Origin of the sequence: Mucilaginibacter sp. R-33 (assembly GCF_049949235.1) — a bacterium.
Lineage (GTDB): Bacteria > Bacteroidota > Bacteroidia > Sphingobacteriales > Sphingobacteriaceae > Mucilaginibacter.
This window is the reverse complement of record NZ_CP188089.1, coordinates 4949924-4963223: the sequence shown is the minus strand read 5'-3', so window position 1 is coordinate 4963223 and position 13300 is coordinate 4949924. Positions and strand designations below refer to the sequence as shown.

Annotated in this window: 10 protein-coding genes; 7 read left to right on the top strand and 3 right to left on the bottom strand. The window is 41.4% G+C overall.

What is annotated here, in order from left to right:
* Positions 1–3: 3 nt before the first annotated feature.
* Positions 4–1929, bottom strand: coding sequence for a DUF3857 domain-containing protein (locus ACP26M_RS20320; RefSeq protein ID WP_426582764.1), 1926 nt, complete (start codon positions 1927–1929; stop codon positions 4–6).
* A gap of 463 nt (positions 1930–2392) precedes the next feature.
* On the opposite strand from ACP26M_RS20320, the gene hflX reads away from it, so the two are divergent.
* Positions 2393–3577 (top strand): GTPase HflX, encoded by a 1185-nt coding sequence (gene hflX / locus ACP26M_RS20315; RefSeq protein WP_426582762.1) that lies wholly within the window; start codon positions 2393–2395, stop codon positions 3575–3577.
* A gap of 145 nt (positions 3578–3722) precedes the next feature.
* On the opposite strand, the gene ACP26M_RS20310 is transcribed toward hflX, so the two are convergent.
* Positions 3723–4628 (bottom strand): menaquinone biosynthesis family protein, encoded by a 906-nt coding sequence (locus ACP26M_RS20310; RefSeq protein WP_426582760.1) that lies wholly within the window; start codon positions 4626–4628, stop codon positions 3723–3725.
* A gap of 12 nt (positions 4629–4640) precedes the next feature.
* A complete protein-coding gene (mqnB, locus tag ACP26M_RS20305) occupies positions 4641–5261 on the bottom strand; it encodes a futalosine hydrolase (protein ID WP_426582755.1) in 621 nt (206 codons plus the stop codon).
* Positions 5262–5337: 76 nt separating this feature from the next.
* Between mqnB and ACP26M_RS20300 the strand changes: the two genes are divergently transcribed.
* The 6 genes from ACP26M_RS20300 (at position 5338) to ACP26M_RS20275 (ending at position 13235) form a co-directional block, all read left to right on the top strand.
* Positions 5338–5754: a 6-pyruvoyl trahydropterin synthase family protein gene (locus tag ACP26M_RS20300; RefSeq protein WP_426589749.1), complete on the top strand. Its 417-nt coding sequence runs from the start codon at positions 5338–5340 to the stop codon at positions 5752–5754.
* A 9-nt stretch (positions 5755–5763) separates the two neighbouring features.
* Positions 5764–6405, top strand: a complete 642-nt coding sequence (gene folE, locus ACP26M_RS20295) for a GTP cyclohydrolase I FolE (protein WP_090534521.1) — start codon at positions 5764–5766, stop codon at positions 6403–6405.
* Between the two features lie 119 nt (positions 6406–6524).
* On the top strand, positions 6525–7412 hold the full coding sequence (fabD, locus tag ACP26M_RS20290) for an ACP S-malonyltransferase (RefSeq protein WP_426582753.1): 888 nt from the start codon (positions 6525–6527) through the stop codon (positions 7410–7412).
* 83 nt (positions 7413–7495) lie between these two features.
* A complete protein-coding gene (locus ACP26M_RS20285) occupies positions 7496–11230 on the top strand; it encodes an ATP-binding protein (RefSeq protein WP_426582751.1) in 3735 nt (1244 codons plus the stop codon).
* A gap of 70 nt (positions 11231–11300) precedes the next feature.
* Complete coding sequence (locus tag ACP26M_RS20280) at positions 11301–12056, top strand: DUF6597 domain-containing transcriptional factor (RefSeq protein ID WP_426582749.1); 756 nt, start codon at positions 11301–11303, stop codon at positions 12054–12056.
* 30 nt (positions 12057–12086) lie between these two features.
* Positions 12087–13235, top strand: coding sequence for an FAD-dependent oxidoreductase (locus tag ACP26M_RS20275; RefSeq protein WP_426582747.1), 1149 nt, complete (start codon positions 12087–12089; stop codon positions 13233–13235).
* Positions 13236–13300: the final 65 nt, after the last annotated feature.

Sequence of the window (13300 nt, the reverse complement as noted above, 5' to 3'; positions counted from 1 at the left end):
TTATTATGACTTTTTAAGCACGATCTGCTCGTTGATCATCTCGTACATTTTTTTACAGAACTCATGAAAATCAGCATATTCTTCTTTAAAGTATATCGATTTTTTGTGATCGATATTAAGACGTACCATGATCTGCCCATCCTGTTCGGCTACCATGCGTTTAAACACAATGGAGTTATCAGGAGTAGCCATACTTACGCTCTTAGGTAAGGCATCAACTTTATAACCCGCAGGCAGCTTAAAAATGCCGGTAATAGCATAGTTGTCACGATAGCCGAAGTTGATATCTGTAGTACGGTTTTCACTTAAAAACGGGTTCTTTTTAAGATCGGTAAACAGGTTTGAATTAAAGTAGATATAATTATCATCTGAGCCTGCAAGGTCGAGATTGAAATTGATGTTTTGACGTACAGGTAGCGTATCAACGTCAATATCTTCAATTTTTAGCGACGATATTTTAAGGCTGTTGTTATTATCGCGCAGGTTTTCAATATATTTTTTTTCACCATCGGTTTTATAACCTCTTATAACATTGATCCTGTTATAGGCAAAGCTGCTGATATCGGCGCTTCCGGCCATTTTGCCATCAGGCTTAATTTCGGCGTTAATCAAAACTACCTGTCTTACCGCATCAGTATTTTGTAAAAACGTCATTTCGTAAATATTATCCGCTTTGTTTATTAAAAAACCAAATGAATTAAGGTAGTTATAAGGGATTTGGTTATAAAGATTGTATTTGCTGGTGGCATCAAGTACGTAGTGTTTTGCGCTATCAACAGGTATGTAAGCCACCGTGCTGTTAAACTGGTATGAGTTTGGATAAGCCGGGTTTATGCGGCCATGTTTACGGGTACTAACCATCATAGGGTAAACCTTTAAGCCCGCTTTTTGAAGTAAATGATAAAGGATAAGGTTTACCTCTGTTGAGTTGCCGGTTTTCTTTTCCCATGCTTTAACTGTACCATCGTTGGTGGTTTTGTCATATGACTCGTCCCATTTCATGGTGTTTTTAACCTCGTTAAAAATGTAGGCTATTTTTTCTTCGTCGGTTTTGAAAGTTTTTGCTTTAGCAACAATTGTTTCCTCGCCTGCGAGTTTGCGGTTAAGCTGTTCGCCGAAATCTTCCCATTTAACAACATTTTCGCCAACTTTTGTCCATGTGTCGGAGAAGCTGTGCATAAAAGTTCCGCGAACGCTTAGCAACTGGAAAAGGATCCTTTCCGAATTATCGTTAATGGCATCCATGTATGGCTCCTCTTTTACCGAAGGGATGTTGGCCATTGCCTGGGTGTGGGTATTACTGCCCGAAGTTTTATCCACCACCAAAGGGTAATGAAGGTTTACCAGGTTTTTGTAAGTTAGAATATCCGGAATATTGGTATTAAGCTCGCTGTAGCGTGTTGGTAATTCGTCCTGAAAATACCAGTCGGGAAAATCAACAATGTTATTAATGGTATGCCTGTATTTATATTCAATAATACTACCGGGTTTTACATTAGGGAACGAAAAAACAATTGCGGAGCGGCTTTTATCGACTGTTTGTGTGAAGATCTGCTTTTTGTCGACCTTAATTGGAGTTGCCACGCCATTTTCAAGGTTAATAGTTTCGGCCTGTAAGCCTGTTATAAATTCCGAATGATTGGCACTGATATAAGATAACCGGATATTGGCCTCATCTTTACCATTATCGTTAAATATTTTAATCCGCTTGTGCCTTTCAAATATGATATTGTATTGGGTATCGAAGTACACTTCGCCTTTATCAAAAAGAATTTCAGCGTTGGCATCTTTTTCAAAATCGCAGGCTTTCATTTCAAGGTCGGCTTTGTCCACCTTGCCAAAGGCCTGAGCGGTAGGGATAGCAGGAGCTTGTGCTTTTGCGGCAGTTGCAAAGGCTCCTATTGCAATAAGGGTTAATAACTTATTCATTTAAATTAATTGTAAGGGTTTAAATTATACTATAATGGTTTGAGTGCAGGCTAATAGAGCATTACATGAGGTGCATTTGCCTATCAGGATTATTTTAATTCAGAGCAAACAGATGATCGCAGAATGATACGTAATCGTTCGGGTACTGATATGGTCAAGTTATAAAATGAAAAAAATGGAGATGTGTTCCGGCTTTTGAGGTTTTAGCCGGTAACCTAAATAGGGCTGCTCCAAGCAGCAGTAAGAGCCTGTTCATCGTGATGAGGTTTAATCAAATCAAAAATAACAATTACCGGAATATTTAAAAGCAAATTTTTTTAGTCATTTTAATTTAATTTTTCATAATGAAAGCTTCTGTCATGAATTTATTCCCGCTTATGTTATTTTGACATTAAAATTTTATTTCACAGCCCCGTTTACGTACATTTATTCAATTGGCATTTGGATTGACATACTGTAATTAATGAAGCAAAAATTTTATGATACTGCTGTGAAGCAGGAAAAAGCTGTACTTGTTGGTGTAATAACCCCTAACGAAACCGACGAGATTGAGAAGGAACACCTGGAAGAGTTAGAGTTTTTGGCCAGCACGGCTGGGGCATTGACTGTTACCCACTTTACTCAAAAACTGCAGCGCCCGGACAGGGCAACTTTTGTTGGCTCAGGTAAGCTGGAAGATATTAAAGCCTACGTTAAAGAAGAAGAAATTGATATAGTTATTTTTGATGATGGCCTTTCGCCTTCACAATTGCGTAATATTGAGAACGAACTACAGGTAAAGATCCTGGACCGCAATAACCTGATCCTGGATATTTTTGCAAGCCGTGCTCAAACAGCGCAGGCCAAAACCCAGGTTGAGTTAGCACAATTGCAATATTTATTACCCCGCCTTACTCGCCTTTGGACACACTTGGAGCGCCAGAAGGGAGGTATTGGTATGCGCGGCCCGGGTGAGTCGCAAATTGAAACCGACCGTCGTTTGATCCTGAATAAAATCTCCTTACTAAAGGATAAGCTAAGGCAGATAGATAAACAGAACGAAACCCAGCGTAAAAACCGCCATCAACTGGTGCGTACGGCATTGGTTGGTTATACCAACGTAGGCAAATCAACAATAATGAACATGATTGCCAAATCGGAGGTGTTTGCGGAGAATAAGCTGTTTGCTACGTTAGATACCACCGTGAGGAAAGTTGTGATTGAAAACCTGCCTTTCCTGATGTCGGATACGGTAGGCTTTATCCGTAAGCTGCCCCACCATTTGGTTGAGTGTTTTAAATCGACGCTTGATGAAACCCGCGAAGCGGATATCCTGATCCATGTGGTAGATATTTCACACCCTAATTTTGAAGATCAAATCCGCACGGTTAACGAAACTCTGAAAGACATTGGTGCTATCGACAAACGCATCATTACTGTATTTAACAAAATAGATGCCTTTAAACCCGAAGATCACCAGTTACCGCAACAGGAAGAACCATTAACACTGGAAGACTTTAAACAAAGCTGGATGGCCAAAAACAATGCTCCTGCCATATTTATCTCCGCAACTAAAAAGGAAAATGTGGAGGAGTTTAGGGCCTTACTTTATAAAGAAGTGAAGGCTATACATACTGAAAGGTATCCGTATGATGCTTTGTTGTATTGATTGGCAACTTGCTGTTAAAAAAGGAGTTATAATATAAGAGCCGTCATTGCGAGGTACGAAGCAATCCCCGATAAGCTGGGCAGCTCTGTATAGTTCGCGATTGCTTCGTACCTCGCAATGACGTTGTTTTAATAATTTCAGTTTTTTAATTTGTCAAAAATATCCCATCCTTCACCTCCGGTATAATCCCTTTCTCCAAAGCGGTATCAAACATCAGGTTGATAGCTTTACGCCCTTCTTCCCCCAACTCAACGGAGTATTGGTTTACATACAGTTCAATGTGTTTATACATCACTTCTTCGCTCATTTCCTGGGCGTGTTGTTTAATGAACTCCAGGCCTGATTTTGGATTGGCAAAAGCAAACTCCACCGATTTACGCAGCACCCTGTTAATTTTATGCTGAACATCTAATGGTAAATTGCGGTTAGCTACAATGCCACCCAATGGAATTGCACAGCCTGTACGTTTTTCCCAGTAGCTACCAAGATCGACTAATTTCGCAAGCCCTTTTTCCTTATAAGTAAACCTGTTTTCATGGATGATCAATCCAAAATCAATTGTTCCGTTTAATACCGAGTTTTCTATTTCAGAAAAAACAATCTCTGTTTTGTTGGTTGCATCAGGAAAAGCAAGGCTCAACAAGAAGTTAGCTGTAGTATATTTACCTGGAATGCCAATTTTTGACCGCGAAACGATAGGTATTAAGTCAACTTTTTCGCTTGTGCCCGATTCGCCTCTGAAAACTTCTTTATCGTCATCATCTTTAAAGAAACGAGTAATTGGCGGGCTAAAAATCAACAATGGTCCCACCCCAAAGCCCAGCGCGCTGCCCGAGTCAAGCAGTACATATTTGTCGGTTACATAGGCAAAGGCGTGGTAGCTTAACTTGGTTATATCCAATTCGCCGCGAAAGGCTTTTTGGTTAAGCGTTTCCACATCATCATAAAATACTTCAAACTCCAGGCCTTCGGTGTCAATTTTATGGTGAATGAGGGCATCAAAAATAAAAGTATCGTTAGGGCAGGGCGAAAATCCGAGAGTTAGTTTCATACGGGTAGCAGATTAACTGTTAATGATCTGGCTCACCAGGTCGATGGCAAATGTATTCAGATTTTTAATGGCCAGCCCAATGTTCCAGGCCTCACGGTTACGTTTTTCCACATAATTTGACACTGCCCTGATTTGCATGCATGGCATGTTCATCTGCCGGCAGGCGTAAAAAAAAGCCGCGCCTTCCATGCTTTCCAGTTGCGGGTTTAACCGTTGCTGTACTTTTTGAATGGATGGTTCGTGCCCATGTACCATATTAACAGTGATAGCCTTTGCTTTTTTCAGAAAAAAGTTGGGATAAACCTGCTCAAGCGATGTTGTAGGCAAAAAAATGCTTTCGCCAAAGCCGAGGGCGTCTATAGAGATAAAAGCCTCATCATCCTGAGCTCCAAGTTCGGCAAAGGTATCTTCGGTAACCTCTACTACATCGCCTAAATTGAAATTGCGGTCGAAACTGCCTGCTATGCCCAAATTGAGCACAAGATCATAGGTATGGTTGCTTAATTGCCGGGCCATGCCAAAGGCTGTTGGTACCATGCCTGCACCGGTTATCAGTACATCAACCTTATTTCCCAGTTGGTTTACCAGGGGTTCAATCTCAAATTTGGTAGCTGCAACAATGAGTATAAGCATATTGCATTATTTTGACGGCTAATATAAAACAACTACCCTGTTTTTGTTTTGTATATTTGCACCCACTTTTGTTATGATGATACATATAACGCGCAAGGAACATTTTAATGCCGCTCACCGGATGTACCGTGAGGAATGGAGCGCTGAAAAAAACTTTGAGGTGTTTGGCAAATGCGCCAACCCCAACTGGCATGGTCACAATTACAACCTGTTTGTAACTGTAAAGGGCGAAGTCACGCACGCCACCGGTTATCTTATCGATTTAAAAGAGCTTAAAATTATAATCAACGAGTATGTTATTGAAAAACTTGACCATAAAAACATCAACAAGGATGTTGATTTTATGGCGGGTAAAATGGCATCGACCGAGTTGCTCTGTATTGAGATCTTTAACCAGTTAAAAGGACCTGTTGAAGCTTATGAGGGGGTGTTTTTACATTCGGTTAAGCTTTATGAAACTGAGAATAATTCTGCCGAGTATTTTGGCGGTTAATTTTATAAAATGAGCGACTCACAATTTAGCCAGGATACCGACGACGACGATTTCGGCGGATACATTAAAATAGATCGTTATAACCAGGACCGGATTGATAGTTTGAAAGATAACTACCATAACGTATTAAAGCAAATAGGCGAAGATGCCGCACGCGAGGGTTTGTTAAAAACTCCCGAGCGCGTTGCCAAAGCCATGCTTTATTTAACCCACGGTTACGAGCTTAATGCCGAAGAGATCCTGAACTCGGCCAAATTCAGGGAAGATTACAGCCAGATGGTGGTAGTAAAGGACATTGAGGTTTATTCGATGTGCGAGCACCATATGCTGCCATTTTTTGGCAAGGCGCACGTGGCTTATATCCCTAACGGGCATGTGGTTGGTTTAAGCAAAATTCCACGTGTGGTTGATGTTTTCGCCCGCCGTTTGCAGGTGCAGGAGCGTTTAACAAACGAGATCCGCGATTGTATTCAGCAAACACTGAACCCTGTAGGCGTTGGTGTGGTAATTGAATGCCGCCACCTGTGCATGAGCATGCGCGGCGTGCAAAAGCAAAACTCGGTAACCACAACCTCTGCCTTTACCGGCGAGTTCCTGAAAGAAAAAACCAGGACTGAGTTTTTGAATTTGATAAGTTCGAAGTTGAGTTAAGCCCTTTGGGGAGAGATTAGAGGTTGGAGATCAGAGATTAGTTTTTAAAAAGCTTGATCGACTCCCGCCTTTAATCAAATAACAACCAATCTCTAATTAACTAACCTCTAATCTCTAAAATGAAAGCATATATTTTCCCGGGCCAGGGCGCCCAGTTTCCGGGTATGGGCAAAGACCTGTACGATCAATCAGAAAAAGCACGTGAGTTGTTTGAAAAAGCCAACGAAATCCTGGGTTTCCGCATTACTGATGTAATGTTTGAAGGCACAGCCGATGACCTGGTGCAAACCAGCGTTACCCAGCCTGCTATTTACTTACATTCAACCATTTTGGCCACAGTTTTGGGTGATGATTTTAAGCCCGAAATGGTTGCGGGCCACTCCCTGGGTGAATTTTCGGCCCTGGTAGCCGCAGGGGCTTTGTCATTTGAAGATGGCTTGCGTTTGGTAGCAGCACGTGCCAACGCTATGCAAAAAGCTTGTGAAATACAACCATCAACCATGGCCGCTATTTTAGGCCTGGATGATTTTACGGTAGAAGATATTTGCCAGCGCATAAGCGAGGTTGTTGTGCCTGCAAATTACAACTGCCCTGGCCAGCTGGTGATATCGGGCTCCATTGCCGGTATTGACGAGGCTTGTATTAAAATGACCGAAGCCGGTGCAAAACGTGCGCTAAAGCTCAAAGTAGGCGGAGCTTTCCATTCACCGTTAATGGAAGCCGCGAGGGTTGAACTGGAGGCCGCGATTGTGGCTACCGAGATCAAAGCCCCGGTTTGCCCGATCTATCAAAACATAGATGCCAAGCCATATACCGATCCTGAACTGATTAAACACAACCTGATAGCCCAGCTTACCGGTGCCGTTAGGTGGACACAAACAGTAATGCACATGCTTGAAGATGGCGCTACCTCATTTACCGAAGTGGGGCCGGGCAACGTACTGCAGGGCCTTGTTAAAAAGGTTGATAAAACCGTTGAAACTGCAAGCGCCGCGTTACCGCAATAATTTTTAAAAGCCACATACAACATGTGGCTTTTATTTTTGTTATAGGCTTGTATTAAACAAAAAATCCATAGTATAGCAACATCTTGACTACTTCCGGAAAAATACGCCTATTGCTTGCCCTTTTAGGGCTTAGTTTGCTGCTTACGGCCGTTATTGTTCAAAAAACATATACGCCCGTAAATAGTCTTGTGCAGTCTGCCCGGATACTGGAAGAAAACCTCCGTAACAAAGAAGCGTTAATAAATAAGCAGCTTAACGGCACCGAACGTTTTAAAAAGATGATGAACCTGCGCAATAATGAGCAGGATGCTATTAATGCTATTGAAAATTTTACTACCAAAAACAACATTTGGTTTATAACCTTAACCAATAATAAATTAAGCTTTTGGAGCGGCATAAAAGTATTGCCCGATAGTACCAATACCATTAAAGATGGTTATTCCTTTATTAAGCAGCCCAATGGGTATTATGAAACGTTCCGGAAAACGGAGGGAAACTTTTCCGTTATCTTCTTTATTCCGGTTAAAATCAATTACGCGTTCCAAAACAAATACCTTCAAAACAAATTTGCCAGGGATCTGCTCGATGATGATAACATTGACATAGCCGATTTTACAGATCTCAACGTTTATGAAGTTCATAGCAGCGTTAATGATTACCTGTTTTCGGTAAAGCTTAAAAATAATGACGCCAATAATGATTTTGTTTACTATGAACTTTCATTTTGGATCCTCACCGCCATTACACTTTGTGTACTGATGCATAATATTTGCAATTACGTGGCAGCAAAAGGGTATGTGGTATTATCTGTCATATTCCTTGCTTTATATATTGTGCTGTTCAGGTTTGTTAACCTGCATTATAACCTGCCCGATTTTACTTATAAGCTTAGCATTTTCAATCCGGCATTTTATGGCTCAAGCCCGGTTTATCCTTCGCTGGGCGATTTTTGTATCAATATCCTCGTCATTTTTTGGTTTGTAGCCTACGTGTACAGGCAGCGCCGCAGGATTTTAATCAATGTGCAAAACAAAACTGCCGGCTATGTTATCGTGGTTATTGCTATTTTAACCCTCATAGGGGTGTCAACATCATTATTGCGTTTGTTTCATGGCCTGGTTATCAATTCAAAAATCAATTTTGATGTAAACAATGTACTCAGCTTAACGGGGTTCAGCATATTGGGGGTATTAATGCTGTGCTTTAGCTTTTTGATATTTTACCTGCTCAATGAAATCATTTTAACCATATGTCTGAAGCTTAACGTACCCCGAACGCACCAGTTATTCCTGTTTTTGGCGGGAATTATCATGGCTACCGCCGTGTTTACCTATTTTCATGAATTTACGTTGTTTTACATATTGTGGGCACTGCTGGTATTGATAAGGGGCTATTGTTTTATTTACTACAAAGGGCAGCTTTTTGCCACATCGTTTTTAGGTATCGTGTTTATTTGTGCCCTGATAGCAGCCATTAAGCTTAATCACTTTGAAGACCTGAAAGAGCACGAAACCCGGAAAGCCCTGGTACAAAAACTGGAGATCCCGGATGATGCCACAGCCGATTATATTTTTAAAAGGATAGAAAATCAAATTATAACGGATACCGCCATAGTTCGCTATTTTACTAACGGCCTGCACAACGGCGATTATCTTAAAACCCGGTTCCAAAAACTTTATTTTGATGGTTATCTGTCAAAGTACGAGTTTAAAGTTCATGAATTTGATGCCAATGATGAGCCTACATCGGCAGATAAAAACTACTCGCTGAGTGTGTTTAAAGACCTCGTACTATATAGCTCATTTAAGGTATCCGACTATTTTTACCGCGAAAATGAATCATTCGGATACCAGAATTACTTTGCCATACTGCCTGTAAATACCAGTAATAAACAATTGGGCACTATTGTAATAGAGCTTAAATCAAAACCGCTGCAATTATCAGGCGCTTTCCCTGAGTTATTGATTGACGGCAACATAAGCCCTGAAAATGACTTTAAAGATTATTCATACGCCTTTTATAGCGATAACAAATTGCTGAGCCAGCGCGGCACCTATGTTTACCCGCTTGATAACAGGGAGTTTAAAGGCGAGCTGAAAAAATACACCGAAAAAACCACTCAAAATCACAGTACTGCCTGGTACGAAAGCTTTACAACATACAATCACCTGATATACAGGCCCAGCGAAAGAAACCTGATTGTTGTTAGCAGGGAGGAAAACTCGCTTTACTATGCGGTTACTTCACTCACCTTCTTTTTGGTGGTTATACTAATATTCAGCGCGGTTATCATCACTTTAAAATGGTCATGGGCCCGCATCAAGATCTTTAACATAGCCGAAGACGGGCTGAAGATAAACTTCAGGATAAATTTTGATAAGGTATTGTATAAAACCCGCATCCAGATCTCGATGATACTGGCCGTAGTGGTTACCCTGGTGCTTGTTGGTTTTATTACTTTTTTATCCATCAGTAACCAGTACTATACCCAGCAGGAAAAAATGATCAGGGATAAAATAACCCGTATAGCATCGGCATTTGAAAACGGTCTTTTTACCCAGTACGTTGAGCATATCAATGAGGAGAGCCAGGTTCATTTTAATGAGCTGGCCAATACTTACGCAACCGATCTTACTTTGTTTGATACTAATGGGGTTCCCCTGCTAACCACTCAGCCTAAAATTTATGAAAACGGCCTCGTGGCAAAACGGATGAACGCCCGCGCATTTATCTTTTTGAGCAAACTGCAAAAAACCGAGTTTGTAAACGACGAAAAAATTGGTGAACTGAACTATAAAGCGGCCTATGCCCCGGTAACCCTTACTGCATCAAACAAAACGGTTGCCTATATCCAGCTGCCTTATTTTAGTAATGAAGCCGATTACCGTGAGCGCATAAGCTCATTGCTTAATGTAATGATAAACGTTTACGCCATTGTTTTTATAGCAATTGGCCTGTTTGCCATCATCATAGCAAGGCAGATAACCGCGCCGTTAAACTTTATACAACAAAGCCTCAGCAAAACCATCTACGGTAAAAAGAACGAACATATCAAATGGTCGCGCGATGACGAAATCGGCGCATTGGTTAAGGAGTATAACAAAATGATATCGGCCCTGGAAAACAGTGCCCAGCGGCTGGCACAATCCGAACGTGAAAGCGCCTGGCGCGAAATGGCCAAGCAGGTTGCGCATGAAATCAAAAACCCGCTAACGCCGCTAAAACTGGGCTTACAACTGCTTGATAAATCATGGAAGGATAAAGATCCTAAGTTTGATCAGAAGTTTGAACGTTTCAGCAAATCATTTGTGGAGCAGATCGAAAGCCTGTCGTCGATAGCGTCGGAGTTTTCGGCATTTGCCAAGATGCCGGATACCCGCATTGAGCAGATAAATATTTTTGATATGTTAAACCAGGCGGTTACCATTTTTAAACAGATGGATAACGTGCAGATCACCTATCTGCAACCAGAGAATTCGTTCATTATCAATGCCGACCGCGACCAGCTGTTGCGCTGTTTTAATAACCTGTTGAAAAATGCTATTGAAGCCACCCCCCAGGACAGGAAGTGCATCATAGATATTAATTACCTGGTAACCAGCAAAAATATCCTGCTCACCATCAAAGATAATGGTAACGGGATTCCGGAAGAGATGCGTGAAAAGATCTTTGAGCCAAACTTTACCACCAAAAGCTCCGGAACGGGTTTAGGCCTCGCATTCATCAAAAACTCTATTGAAAATGCCAACGGCAAAATTTGGTTTGAAACAACTATGGGCACAGGAACCACCTTTTATTTAAGTTTACCTGCTGCTTAATAATTAAACCACCTGTAAATCAATGATAACCAGCTAATTTGAAGTGTAATACAGTAAATTAACAAAAGCTATGAGCAATAACCTGGAATACAGAATTGTTAAGCCCGGTAAACCACTTTCGGATTTTGTTGATAGCTTTTGGTTTTTACGCAACCTGTCGGATGCCGACAAAGATACAACGGGGTTACCGGACGGACTTATTGATATATTGCTTTTTAAGTCTGCCACACAGCCTTTTAATATTGCACAGCTTGGGGGGCTAACCCAGTTTGAACAGGCCAAAGTTTCGGCCAATAGCGTAATATTCTGCGTTAGCTTCAAATTGCTTGCCGTTGAGTATATTTTTGGAGAGGCCATTGCCGATATAGTAAACGGTGGCAGATTCTTACCAGATGGTTATTGGGGATTTACAGAAAACGATCTGTTGGATTTTGACTGCTTTGTAGAAAAAGCAACGCAAAAGATCAGATCACTTATTCCGGAAGAAATAGATGAACGTAAACGAAAATTGTTTGAACTGATTTATGTAACGAAAGGGAGGATCACGGTTAAAGAGCTTTCCGAAAAAGTGTTTTGGAGCAGCCGGCAGATAAATCGCTACTTTAATCAGCAATTCGGGATCTCACTTAAAGCCTATTGCAATATTCTTCGTTTCCGCGCCTCGTTGGAGCATATTGCAGACGGCCGGCTGTTTCCGGAGGAGAACTTTTTTGACCAGAACCACTTTATCAAAGAAGTGAAGAAGTTTTCGGGCGTTGTGCCCAAAGAATTATCGAAAAACAAAAACGACCGATTTATACTATTATCGGCCATCAGGCAGAAATAATTTTGCATCGTAATTAAACGATGAAAAATTATGTTATTAGATAATAAACAGGTTGCCATAGTAGGTGGCGGACCGGCGGGGCTGGCCTTAGCAAGGCTTTTACAACTTAAAGGTGCAGATGTAAAAGTATATGAACGGGATATGGACAGAAATGTACGCGTGCAGGGCGCCACGCTCGACCTGCACGAAGGCACAGGACTGGAAGCGCTGAAACGGAGCGGTTTGCTGGATGAATTTTATAAATACCACCGTCCTGTAGCAAGTAAGATGCTGCTTGTGGATAGAATGCTCAATATTACTTTTGATGACCACAATTTTGCGACCATTACCGCGGAAACCCGCCCCGAAATAGACCGCGCGCCTTTGCGGGATATTTTATTGAACTCCCTGCAGTCCGATACCGTGGTATGGGACAGCCATTTCATTTCAATGGAAAGAGAAAGAAAAGGCTGGCGTTTGTTTTTAAAAAACGGATCGAACGCTTATGCCGATCTGGTAATTGCGGCTGACGGGGCCAATTCAAAAGTGCGGCCTTATTTAAGTGATGTTGAACCGGTTTATTCAGGTATCACGCTGATTGAAGGCAATATTTACAACGCTGAAAAATACACCCCAAAACTTTTTTCCTTTGCAAAAGGAGGAAAAGTAATGGCGTTTGATGACGGGCGATTTGTAGGTTACGGCACAAAAGCCGATGGCTCAATTATGTTTGTGGTGAATTTTAAAACGCCCGAAAACTGGCTGGAACAAAGCGGCATTAATTTCAATAACAGAGAGGAAGTTTTTGAATGGTTTAAGAAAGATTTTGCCAGCTGGAGCGATGAATGGCATGAGTTTTTTACAAATGATGCAGTTTGTTTCATTCCCCGCCCACAATATTATTTTCCATTAAATCAAAGCTGGGAAACGGATGAGAGCCTTACAATGATTGGGGATGCCGCGCACCGGATGCCACCATATGCAGGCGAAGGTGCTAATGTGGCATTGCAGGATTCGTTTGAACTGGCCGAATGTTTAACCGGGAATCAATTTACTGATATCAAAGAAGCGATTGCCCATTTTGAAAAAGAAATGGTTGAAAGAGGAGCTAAAGCCACAAAAGACACGCTGGAAAATTCGGAGAGAATGTTTTCAAAAACTGGTTTGGAGCAAATGGCCGAATTTTTTAATCAGCACTGAATATATTAGGTCGATTAGAATAAAAAGGCTGCGGTATTCTGTTGCCATGTCACGACTTTTACCTC

Coding starts and splice junctions, on each gene's coding strand:
- ACP26M_RS20320 (WP_426582764.1), bottom strand. CDS start 1,929: ATGAATAAGTTATTAACCCTTATTGCAATAGGAGCCTTTGCAACTGCC.
- hflX (WP_426582762.1), top strand. CDS start 2,393: ATGAAGCAAAAATTTTATGATACTGCTGTGAAGCAGGAAAAAGCTGTA.
- ACP26M_RS20310 (WP_426582760.1), bottom strand. CDS start 4,628: ATGAAACTAACTCTCGGATTTTCGCCCTGCCCTAACGATACTTTTATT.
- mqnB (WP_426582755.1), bottom strand. CDS start 5,261: ATGCTTATACTCATTGTTGCAGCTACCAAATTTGAGATTGAACCCCTG.
- ACP26M_RS20300 (WP_426589749.1), top strand. CDS start 5,338: ATGATACATATAACGCGCAAGGAACATTTTAATGCCGCTCACCGGATG.
- folE (WP_090534521.1), top strand. CDS start 5,764: ATGAGCGACTCACAATTTAGCCAGGATACCGACGACGACGATTTCGGC.
- fabD (WP_426582753.1), top strand. CDS start 6,525: ATGAAAGCATATATTTTCCCGGGCCAGGGCGCCCAGTTTCCGGGTATG.
- ACP26M_RS20280 (WP_426582749.1), top strand. CDS start 11,301: ATGAGCAATAACCTGGAATACAGAATTGTTAAGCCCGGTAAACCACTT.
- ACP26M_RS20275 (WP_426582747.1), top strand. CDS start 12,087: ATGTTATTAGATAATAAACAGGTTGCCATAGTAGGTGGCGGACCGGCG.